Genomic DNA, 11,471 nt, shown 5'->3' on the forward strand with positions numbered 1-11,471 from the left:
GGACAGCCCATGATCGCTCTATCGAAAACTGCTGGATGCTCGCTGCTGCTTGCTGGCTTTTTGAGCCTCGAGGCCATGGCAGCCCCACCGAAGTTCAAGTACACCGCAGAAGAACTGCAAAAGTCCTGGGAGCGGGTCTATGCACCTGGCAACGACGGACCTCTGTTCCAGGATCTGGTTGACAAAGTCCTGAGCCAGGAACTTCTGGTATTGGGAGCCCAGGATCTTAACCTGAACAGCGACGAGGGTACACCGCGGGCCATCCCTACTATTGTTCAGGGTGACTCGGGCCAGGTCGTTACCTACTTCCCTGTGAAGAGTCTGTCAGCGGAGCAAGGTAAATTGCTCTATAGCAATCTGCATAAGATTGAAGGACTGGTCCAGAAATATCAGCTCCATATCGGTTCCATCGAAGATCGCCATGCGCCCGCGGATTTTGATCAGACTTTGATCAAACGGCAAAACGCATTGGACCTGGAACGTTTCACAGCCAACGTTTCGATGTTTCTGCTGGCGGAAAAGCTGGATCAGAAATGCCGCTACTACAGCCGTGCCCAAACTTTTGTGGATAACCTGAAAACCCTGCGATCCGACCTTGTGCCTGACGGTTGGGCCGGCTATGCAAGCAGTGTCCAGGAATTCGCTGGGAACAGTTCGCGTGGTTTTGCCAGGATTCCGGCTCATCTTTGCAAATTCCAAACCAAGCTCAGTCGTGCGGAAGATGAAACCATCGTCCGAAAAAAGATCGAGGCCACTTTGATTGACGCCGTCGGTCGTGCCATTGAAAAACACGATAAGGTGATCAAAAACCGCAAGGATGCCTTGCAGGCCGTTGTGAACAAAAGTTATGTCGCCATTCCCATCGACAAGGTTTCCGCCCTGAATCGCGGCTTCCGTGACACCAACAGCCTTCTGATGATGATTCGAAGCGATCTGCTCCTGCTGTATACCGACAGCGGCACGACCAAATCGCTGATGAAGAAAATCGAAGAGAAAATCAAAAACATGGCCAAAGGCACGGATCAAATCACCGTCGCCCATAAGGCCCTGGATAGTTTCGAAACGGCGCTGAAACCTTTCCTCAGCGATCTGGAAAGCGTCTCGCGCTTGCCGATGCTGACGGAGGCACAGCGGCAGAAGGTGAGCGTGTGCAGCGATATCTCCAAGATTTTGAGTTCGGGTCAGGACGCGGCGAACGCAGCCAAAAATCAGGACAACTTCAACAAGTGCCTGATCGCCACGGCCGAACTCTATAAGGAGGCGCGGGAAACCATGGTCGATGATCCGGCTCAGGTTGAGTTGTCCAGCAAAATTGTCATGCTTCTCTCTTATTTCCAAGCCCTCAAGAGCGGGAATTGAATATGAAACACTCTTTTTGGATGTCCCTGTTCCTCAGCTTCATGGTGAGCGAAGCCGTCCGGGCGGCTCCTCAGAACGATCCCCTCCAGGAGGTGAAGCCCCTCTGCGACTCCCGTCATACGGCGGAAGCGCAAAAATTTCTGAACCGCCGCATTGCGCTGCTCAATGTTTCGCTGACGCATGCAGATTTCGCCAATATGAGCGTCTACTTTGATGACATTGAAGCCTGGCTCAACTCCTGCGTGCCGCCGGCGAAGATGACCAAAGAGGAATTCCAGGGCCTGATTTGCGATGCTGAATGCTACGCAAAGCGAGCCGAAGTTCCTTTGTTCATGGTCTCCGAACTCCCTTATATCAATAACGGGACCAAAGTACGGCAGATGAAAGCCAGTGTCGGCAAGGCTTTTGACACGGGCATTCGCATCGTGGATCAGGGCCTCGCCCAGCTGGCTCGTATGAACTTCGGCAGCCATGATCTGCCAGCGACCGTCGATGAAAAGACCGGCACCAACTCGGAGTCATTCAATAATTTCCTCCGCCAGCAAGCTCGCCTCAACGCCGTCAAGGCTCGCACAATTCTAGCCCATGGGGATTGGCTCTATCAGAACATTTCGCGCAGCAGGGCGGAAACTCTCAAAATGCGGCTGGCCGGCAAGGACGTGACGCAGAAGGTGACGGGGAATGATGGAACGGAGACCTTTTTTGCCTCTAAAAAGTACGAGGATGCATCCTGGATCATTCAGGAAGCCCTGATCGACCTTCCCGATACCGATGCCTTTGCCAGCGAATACTTTGAGCTCGCTCGTCTGAAGAATGACACGATTGAACGACTTCGTTCGATTCAGAAGGGTCATCTGTTTCTGAATATCGATCCCGAAGTTTTCACCACGAAAAAGTCTGATGACCTGTTGTCGAGCCTGGCAGCTCAGCTGAATTCCATCGCCGTCCTGGAAGACCGCGTGGATGACATAATCAAGAGCTGGGAAGCGGTTAAACTCGACGAGACACGGCGCGGCATGGAAAATGACCGCATTCGTGATACGCGCAGCATCGAGCTCAAAAGCTATGAGATCGCTCAGCTGAATGAAACGGCAGCCTCGATCCAACGCAATTTCGAGACGGCCCTCTCAGAAAATGATCTTAAAGGCCGCATCATGGCCAAGAAAGCCGATATACTCGAGCGTAACAACGCCATCCATCGGCTGCAGTTTGAACTGGCCAAGGCCAAGAAACAGGCCGAAACCCAGCAGGAGATCATCAAAAAACAAGCTGATGTGGACCTGACGTCCCTGGCCCGGGATTCGGCGCGTGAAAAGCGGGACGAGTTCCGTTGGATGATCGATGTCAACCTTTCGAATTTGAACCTGGCTCTGCAGATCGAGCAGCTCAAATCCGAAATCGATAGCCTGGAAGCGCAGATTACGGTCCGCAAGACGGATTCCCAAGCACTGGATGAAACCATTGCCTCGCACGAAGCTGAAATCAAGGCGCGAAACTCAAAAATTTCCGAATTGAATAACCTGACGTCGAAGTTTCAGGCGTCCAGTACCCAGGTCTACCAGGAATCACGTAAACCGATCGTCATGGGAATTTGCGCGCTGATCGCTCAAAAGGCTCGACTCAAGGGCTCGGCAGAAGGATTTTCCGACAGCGACGGAGGAGGCTCCTGTCCCACACCAGCTATCACAATGTCTGAAGAAGCCTATTGGAAGGGCCTTCTTCAGATGCGCCGGGAGTTCTTTGGCGAAAAGGGTGAAAAGCTGACAAAAAATATCAGCTCCCTGCGTCAGTGTCTTTTGACGGCTCCGTCCGCCGTACCTGGTGCGGCGAGTGGTTCCAACCCCTGTGCGGCTTTCGGATCCATGGAAAAAATCGCTCGGGAGACCCACAAAAAGGAACAGGAAATCTTCGAACAGGTGGAATTGCCAAAGTTCAAAGAAAGAAAAGAGCTGCTGGAAAAAAACCTTACGCTGCTTCGCACGGCCGCCATCGGTCTGGGTATTTCCAAAGCGGCTCATACTGTGGTGACGTCTGTCGCGGGTGCTCTCTGGGTAGGCGCATCGGGTGTGAAGGCGACGACAGGTGTGGCCGGTCTTGGTCCTTTGGTGACTTTGGAGATTGATTTGGGCGAAAAGGCCAAATCAGTTTACGACGTGGCATTGGATATCTGGAATGGAGCCAATGACATTGCACAAATGGAAGTCAACTACGGGTCCGAAATCAAAGGACTGGAGCGGGCCAAAGCTGAGCTTGAACAGCAAATGGAAGCGGCCATTAAACAGTATGAACCCGGCAATCTTAAAGAGCTGGTGATGAACCGGACTCTGGCGGATATCACGGGTCAGGACCTGACGCTCCAGAATGAAACGATGACAATCATGGCCGACGCCAGCAAATTCCTGATCGAAAAAGATTTTGCCATGAGCAATCTGGAAGCGGAAGCGGCGCGTATTGACAGTGAAATCAATCGCCTCAAACGCGAACTGGACAAGATGAAGGCAGAAAACAGTTTGATCGCGTTCGATCTGAAAATCGTCCAAAGCCAGATTGAGCAGGAAGGTCATCAGAAGGATGCTCTGCGCGCTTTGATTGATGGTCTCAATATCCAGAAAAAAGGTATTGATGTTGATATCAATCGGCTGAAGGCCCTGATTGCCAACTCCGCGACCCGCAAGAACATGGTTGAGAAAACCGCTGATGAAGTTAAACTTCTGCAGGACAAGTCCAACGTCGAGCAACAGGTCATCAACGAGCTCACAGGTCAGTTGAAGGATAAGATGAGTCTGCTCACTTCCAGTCAGCTGGAGCAGGTGGTCGAGATTCTGCAATCCGACACAGCCAGCCTCACCGCCCAAATCACCGGACTGGCCAAGGAAATCGCCGGCATCGAAGAACAAATTGAAACAGTCGATAAAAAATCTCTGGACCTGACGGCTAACATGAAATCCGGTCTTGACGAAATCGCCAAATCGATCAGTGTCAAGCGTCAGGAAATTCTGGATCTGGCTAAAAAGCCCGATTCGTTCGATCAGCAGAAGGACATGTTCTTCGCTTCGCAGACTGTGGCTGCGGATCTGACTCGCGGGGCGAACGAGTACCTGCGGGCCAAGAAAGAGAAGATGCATTATGTCAACTTCCTCTACAACCTTTACCGCAGCCGTATCAATACGCTGTCGAAACTCAAGGGTAAAGGCGAGCAGGAAGAGCTGGTGCCTTACATCATAAGTTATAACGATCTCATGAAGGCCGTTAAAAATTGCTCGCGCCTGAATGATCTTCCGTTCCAGTGCAGCACGGATTCCCTGGCCTTTGATGAAACCCCGGTCGTGATCCGTCGAGCGGATTTCTTTATGCCAGCTGACAGTGGCTTCATGCAGGAGCTTCTGAGCAAAGGCCGCGCACGCTTTGAGATCACCCCTGAAGCTCTGCCTCCAGGCAACGATGCGAACTACGAGGACTACATCAAGCAAAACGGCTCGTTTATGCAATGGGAGCCCCTGAGCATGCAGACGAATTACAACATGAGCGTGGTGAATGTGATCCTGGGCCTCGAAGGTCAGGGCCTCCCTGGTGTGAACGATCGCAACTGCGATCCCAGGATTGTCGTCAGGCATCTGGGTTTTGGAGTCCGCTATCTGCCACTGAAAGATGGTGGCAGCCTGGGCGTTCCCCAGCTGGCCACGGACGTCGAACGGGTCGACATCATCGCACCTCTCGTGAGCAAGGAGTCCACCGATGAGTTGTTCAAGACTTATCTTGAATACTTCTCCCGCCTCGATGATGTCCCGGAAACGTTTGTCGATCCTCAGACGCGTCAGACCCGTGCTCTCCGTTTCCTTGGGGCACCGCTGGTTGGAACCTATGAAGTGGCGTTGGAGCCCATGAGCCCTCTGACGATCAAAACCTGCTTTGAAAAGCGTAGTTTGAGAATTGGTTTTAACTTTACAACTCCTTTTTCTCTCTAGGATGACACTATGAAGTCTTTTATTCCTTTACTCAGCATCGTTCTGATCCTTGGGAGTGCCCCGGCGTCCCATGCTCAGAGTGATGAAGAATACAACCTGGCCTTCAGGCCCGATCGGACCTTGATTCCCAAGGAGATCTCGGAACGTAATCCGCAGAAGGTCTGCGATGATACGCTCATCGAAACCCTGAAATTCGCGGGTCGCCTGCCGAATGACGTGCAGGATACGCCGATGGCGCCTTTTGGCTTTATGAAGGCTCTTTGTCTTTATCATGGTCAGGCGGAAACCCGGGAAGCCAAGGAAACGCTGGTGGAGCTTTTTCAAAAAAGCATGACGCGTAACCTGGCACCGGTTCAGAAGCATGCCGCTTCGCTTTTTGAAGGGGTTCTTCATTGCGATCTGGCTCAAACGACCTTGCGCGATCCCAAGGCTTTGTCGGATCGTCTGCAGCGGACCCGCTTCTGCGCTCATCGGACGATGGCCAGGGAAGCGCTGGGTGATATCGATTGGGCGGTCTTTCAAATGGAATATGAGAATCCGACGGCCAAGGATAGTCTGGACGGTCTCATGGAGAAAGTCGGGCAATGCGGGAATGATGTGTTGGCCAGCATTCATGATACGACCTGTGGTGATTTCACGGCCTTGTCGGATCAGGAACTCGAAGCTTTGGGAGAGAGAGCGGCCTTGGAAATCATGGCCCATTACCTTGACCTGAATCAGAATCCCGAGGATCCGGAGCTGGAAAAGAAGATCAAAGCTCAGATTCCCCCTTACTCGGCGATGCTGGCACGCAAGGTGCTCCTGACACGGGATACCTTGAATAAAAGCAGCCTCAACTTTGATGAGCTGACGGCCAAGAATATTCAGCTGACCCATTCTGTGGGTCAACTGGAAAAAATTTATGGAACCTATGATAGCGAAACAGGCCTTCTCGATGCGTCCGGGGCTTATCCCAGCCGCGTGGCCGCTTTGGAAAAGACCTATCTGGATCTCATCAATCGGGCCCAAACGCTCTATGATCTGGCGGATAAATGGGAACGTGGCCTGTACACCGATACCAGTTCGGGCAGCCCCCATAACAAGCTGATCGATGTCGCCAGGCGGCAGGATGAAATTGGAGCCCAAATGGAATTTCTCCTGGGCAAAGGCTCCATGACGGGCCAGGAGGAATCCTCACTGCCGGCACTCGTCACCAAGATGACCAGCACCCTTCAGGCCATGGGCAAGGATCGCGAGGAAAACAGTAAAAAGCTGACCCGCTCGCTCTGCGCCATGTATTTTTGTGAAATTCGGGCCAAGGATCAGGAGCCTGAATATAAAACCATTTGCTCATCGACCAAGGTGACCGGAACCAACCTTCTGATTTATCAAATCAACCCACTCTGTGAGGTTCCTCAGTCGACGACGGCTGGAATCCTGAACGTGCCCGGAGGCACACGCCGCGTGACGGACATCTGCCAGGCAGCGGGTTTTCCGGCGGCTTACATGGCAGGCGGCGTGATGCCGGCGGCTCAGGCCCAGCAGTGCATGAAAGATCCAGTGGCCTTTGATAAATTGCTCTTTCCCAAGACAGCCCGGAGCCGAAACCCATGAATATAATCCGATCGTTTGTTTGGCTGACTGTTCTCCCCTGCGTGATGCAATGCAGTGGACCTGCATCGAGTCAGCTGCAGAATGCAAAGGGAAAAAATCCTCTGACCTGCCCGGGTGCTCTCGAAGCCCCTGATATTGCCCTTTATCATGAAGCCGATGAGGGCGAGACCAATGCGCAACCTGGTCTTCGTAAGCAGTTTGTGGTGACGACACGGGACAGTTCCTGTCAGAAACGTCAGGTGCTGTTTGAGGGTTGTGGGGAAGATACGATTAAAAATCTGTTTGGGTACGTGTCCACGTCTCCGCGGATCATGAGCTCTGAAGAGATTCAACAGTTTGAAGAAGGGGATAAAAAGGTTCTCCCATCCTTCAGCTGCAGCAGCGGATTCGATGCTCAATTGGATGGTGCATCCCGGCCAGCGTCGGTGCACGCCGCAGGCAAGACGGATGGCTACGGCGCCTTGCAGATTGAAAATCCGCAGGATAGCGCACGCCCCACGTATGTGGTGGTTCCCAACTCATGCTTTGCCATGGGCCGTAAGCTCAATATCGCCAGGTGGGCTGCGCTTCTGGAACGACCGGAGGATGCCCTGATTCCCTTCCGTCCTGAATCGGAAGCCTTGACCCTTCAGTTCAGCTGTGCCCATGAAAAGAAACCTGCCCTGAATAAGGAAGGTTGGGCCTTGAGCCGAAGTCTGATCGGTGACAGTCAGACGACCTGGTTTTTGCGCTACCTTTCCAAAGAACCCGGCAAGAGCCTTTCGTTCATGATCTATCGTCTGGATGGTCAGGAACTCTTCAGTACCGAGCAGGTTAAGTTGTTTGAACAGCAGATGATCGAACGCCTGGGTATCAAACCCCAGGATATAGCCTTTGAGCTTCTGGGAACGCCTGAGGAAAAAACCCTCCTGCTCGACTACTGCACGAGCAACTGCGAGAGTTTCGAACCCCAGCATATGGATCTGACCGGTGAGCCGATCCTGCTCGATTCTGCAGGACACTCACGACTGCAGCTGAAGCCCATCAGCAGCCCTTTCCTGGAGAATGAACTCATCCTGGAAATGACGGGCAAACGTGCGCTTAGATTTCGGACATGCGATCAACCCCATGATGACTTCAAAACACGACTCGGATTCAAGCCCATGGCCCTGACTGATGAACCGTGGGAGAGTCGTCTTAAAAAAGGTGCAGAAAATTCAGCCAATTTCGAAGAATTTGACGTTCCCTGTTTTCAAAGAAAGCCGGTTTGCGTTCGGTCCATTCCCGCTGCAACCGATCTTTCGACGAGCATGACGAACACACCCGGGAGCATCAGTTCCTATGTTACGCGTCCCAGCTCATGCCGAAACGCCAGCGAGCTGGAGCTTCGCCTGGAAGGCGATGTCTTCGTGCGTGGCAATGCTCTGACTCTTGGCAACACCGCGGCGTCAGGTTTTTCCAAGATTACTCTGACCGGTAACCCACGTGCAAAAATCACCCTTGCGATCGACTGCACACGTATTACATGTGATCAGCAAACTCTGGTGGCGGTGCAGGTCGTTCCGAATACTGTGGTCGAGTTAAAAGGGCTGCAATTTGCGACTCTGCATGATCCCTTGAAAGTTAAAACCATGGCCATTCGCGCCGTGGGAACAGCTCAGAATAAGGGCGCCCTCTTCGTTCGCGATGTGGGCATCAGTATTCAGGATCCAGGCGTTACCACACCCTCGCATGATTTCCATACGGGGCTCTGGCTCGAAAACCTGACGACCTACACGGCGAGTCTAAAAGTGGAAAGTACAGTCGAGGCCATTCATGGCCTTGGCGGCCAGCTTTCATTGATCGGCAAACGCAATCCCGGTCAGATTCAAGCAACCGACGCTCTGTCCTTGAAGGTTCTGCCGCCGCAGATCGTCGATGGAACCGTGCGCCGGCCCTCGCTCAATGTTCTGCGCGTTCTCAGCCTCACGGATGTTCGCAGCTTTCTCTATGCGACTCAACTGGATGGCCCCATGGCCATGGAGCTGCAGACCAAAACGGATGGACCATGGACCACCACATCCTGGTATCTGGATGTCAGCAATTCCTATGCGCTGTACAAAAATGATTCGACCGCGATCCTGACCAAAGGCGCGCCCAAGGCCCACTTTTATTTTCCCTGGGTCCATGACATGGGACGCCTTGTGAGTTTCGGTGGGTCGAACCGGGGTCTGCCGCAATTGAATTTTGATCTTTTTGTTGAATCAAGCTTTGTCATCGATCGCGATATGCCCATTGAGAACGACTATCGAGGTCACATCAATGGGACTTCGGCTGCTGGCATGGATGTATGCCGCAACGAAGATGATCCTGACGGCCATTGCTTACTCTCGTTTTGAGGTGCTTCCATGAAAGCTTCGCAGCTTCGGATGATCGGTTTAGGGACAGTATTGCTCTTGGGTGCCGGGTTCGCTATCTGGCATTTCATGTTGAAACCAAAGCCTGTGCCACTGGCCTTGACGGTGCTGCAGACGCGGGCCGCATCGGAAACAAAAGATCTGCAAAGCCTCTTCAATGTTTATGCGCAGAAGCATCCGCAGATGACCATCACGGTGTCCTTTATGGATTCCAAGGTTCTGCGGGACAAAGCCGGGACGGGGCTTCTGCCAGCCTTTGACCTGCTCCTCACCGATTCCACCACAGCGGGTCGGTTGGACGAGCATAAGGAAATTATGGAATGGGCTGATCCGTCTGATGAGGCGACTCGGAAGACGGCCTTGCCTCTCTACGAGGAAGGTTTTCAGGTCCTGTTCTACAATAAAAAGCTGGCGCCGACCCCACCGGAAACCTGGGGCGACCTTGTGGGTCAAACCGTGGCTCAGGCCAGCCCGAGTCAGAAGCGTTATGGATTGGCCATGCCTGAGGAAGCGTTTGCCTTGCTGCCGTTCGTGAGTCGAGCGTTTTTCAATGAGCAGGGCGGCCCTATGAAGACCATGGAGTCAACGCTCATTCGGGAAGGCGTGGAAACCGTAAGAACCCTGCGACAAACCTTTTCGTTAACACCGCGCGACTGTTCCGCCGAATGCGCCGCCCAGGTTTTCCTGGCAGGACAGGCTCCCTTTGCGATGGCAGGGGAGTGGCGTTGGCGGGAATTTGCCGCAAAATTGGGCCCGGATTTTGGCATCGCGGCTCTGCCGCGGCTGGAAAGTGGGGAAAGTGTCAGCGCTCGTTCCACCGTCTATCTCGCCGGTTCCCGCTCCACGCCAGGGGAGAATATTCCTTTCATCACGGAGCTCAGAAATTATCTGCAGGGCGCCGAGGGTTCCAAGGAAATCTTCACGCAGCTGGGAAAAGTGCCGACAAGTTACGTGTTCAAGACGTTGCAGCCGGATACGATCGAGGGCCAAGCTTTGGTCAACATCATACAGAAATCAACCGTTGGCGTGGATGAAGATATCTTTCTGCTAATGCTGGCCCGGTTGAAGCCAGCCATCCAGGAATATTTTAGCGGCCTGATCACAGCCGCTGAGCTCGTGGAACGTCTGGGCCAGCCCCAAGCAGAAACCTAGAGTCGGAAGAACCCTTCAGTGGGCTCATCCCATGAGCCCATGTTTTTGTCGTTTGACAGCCAATGCACTTCGAGACACCCCCAAAGCCCGCATAGCCCCATTCACCGACTGATGCCGATTCAGGCACGCTTCAATCACGAATTTTTCATAGGCATCCATCGCCTCATCCAGCGAGATATCCTGATGCATGGGGGCCATAATGTGTTCTGAGATCGAGCGTTCCATACTGGGTCGCGAACATTCCATCCTATCGGGACGCGTGTGAGGTTCCTGCATGCTGCGATGAAAGGCAAGTTGTTCGGCCTTGATCTGCGAACCATCATTATCATTCAAGGTTAAAAGCAATTTCAGCGTTCGGAACAGCTGGCGGACATTGCCTTGCCAGTAAAATTTCTGGCAGTGCGCCACCAGCCGGGAGAATTCCGGTTCCGGAATGCACTGATGCTCCTGATCCAGGAAACTTTGGATGAGTGCTGGCAACTCGTCCAGCCTTTCGCGCAAGGGCGGAAGCTTCACCTCAAACCCAGTCATCCTCATCCAGAGATCCAGCAGGAACGTGCCATCGTTCACGGCCTCTTCCAGGTCCCGGGTGCTCGCGCCTATCAATTGAAATTCGGAATGACAGTCCAGAGAGCCGCCCACCTGGCGAAAGGTTCCGTCGTTTAAAACCCTCAGAAGTTTCTGTTGGCAGCTTTTTTCCAGGGTATGAACCTCGTCCAAAAACAGAATGCCGCCATCGGCCTCGGCAATGTAGCCTGAGTTGTCCTGCACAGCCCCAGTAAAAGCCCCTTTCTTATGACCAAATAAGGATGACAGCGCCATGTCGCCCGAAAGATTGGCGCAGTTAACCACCGCGAAGGGCACAGGTCTATCGGATTGTCGGCAAGTACTCCAGCCATAGCCCGTCCCGAGCCTGCGAGGAACCAGACGGGTTTGGCTGGTGGTGAAACAGGGCTGCCGTGATCCAAGCCAAGCGAGGTGAGCGGCCTATTCCACTTCGGCCTGATTTTCAATGTATTGCTTGAGC

The 11,471-nt window shown here is 53.2% G+C and carries 6 protein-coding genes; 5 read left to right on the top strand and 1 reads right to left on the bottom strand.

Annotated features, from left to right (window positions below):
* The first annotated feature begins 9 nt into the window (after positions 1-9).
* The 5 genes from VE954_RS18680 to VE954_RS18700 are packed head-to-tail and all read left to right on the top strand — an operon-like array spanning position 10 to position 10,444.
* Positions 10-1,359 carry a hypothetical protein gene (locus tag VE954_RS18680; protein WP_324955513.1) on the top strand — a complete coding sequence of 450 codons (1,350 nt, stop codon included), beginning with the start codon at positions 10-12 and terminating at the stop codon, positions 1,357-1,359.
* Positions 1,360-1,361: 2 nt separating this feature from the next.
* The gene (locus VE954_RS18685) at positions 1,362-5,324 is read left to right on the top strand and encodes a hypothetical protein (protein WP_324955515.1); all 3,963 of its coding nucleotides are present in this window, start codon (positions 1,362-1,364) and stop codon (positions 5,322-5,324) included.
* A gap of 9 nt (positions 5,325-5,333) precedes the next feature.
* Complete coding sequence (locus tag VE954_RS18690; protein ID WP_324955517.1) at positions 5,334-6,917, top strand: hypothetical protein; 1,584 nt, start codon at positions 5,334-5,336, stop codon at positions 6,915-6,917.
* A complete protein-coding gene (locus tag VE954_RS18695; protein ID WP_324955519.1) occupies positions 6,914-9,274 on the top strand; it encodes a hypothetical protein in 2,361 nt (786 codons plus the stop codon). Before VE954_RS18690 ends, VE954_RS18695 begins: the two co-directional genes overlap by 4 nt.
* Before the next feature lie 9 nt (positions 9,275-9,283).
* On the top strand, positions 9,284-10,444 hold the full coding sequence (locus VE954_RS18700; protein WP_324955521.1) for an extracellular solute-binding protein: 1,161 nt from the start codon (positions 9,284-9,286) through the stop codon (positions 10,442-10,444).
* A 24-nt stretch (positions 10,445-10,468) separates the two neighbouring features.
* Here the strand turns inward: VE954_RS18700 and VE954_RS18705 are convergent, their stop codons facing one another.
* Positions 10,469-11,308: a sigma-54-dependent transcriptional regulator gene (locus tag VE954_RS18705; protein ID WP_324955523.1), complete on the bottom strand. Its 840-nt coding sequence runs from the start codon at positions 11,306-11,308 to the stop codon at positions 10,469-10,471.
* Positions 11,309-11,471: the final 163 nt, after the last annotated feature.

Origin of the sequence: Oligoflexus sp., from assembly GCF_035638955.1 — a bacterium.
GTDB lineage: Bacteria > Bdellovibrionota_B > Oligoflexia > Oligoflexales > Oligoflexaceae > Oligoflexus.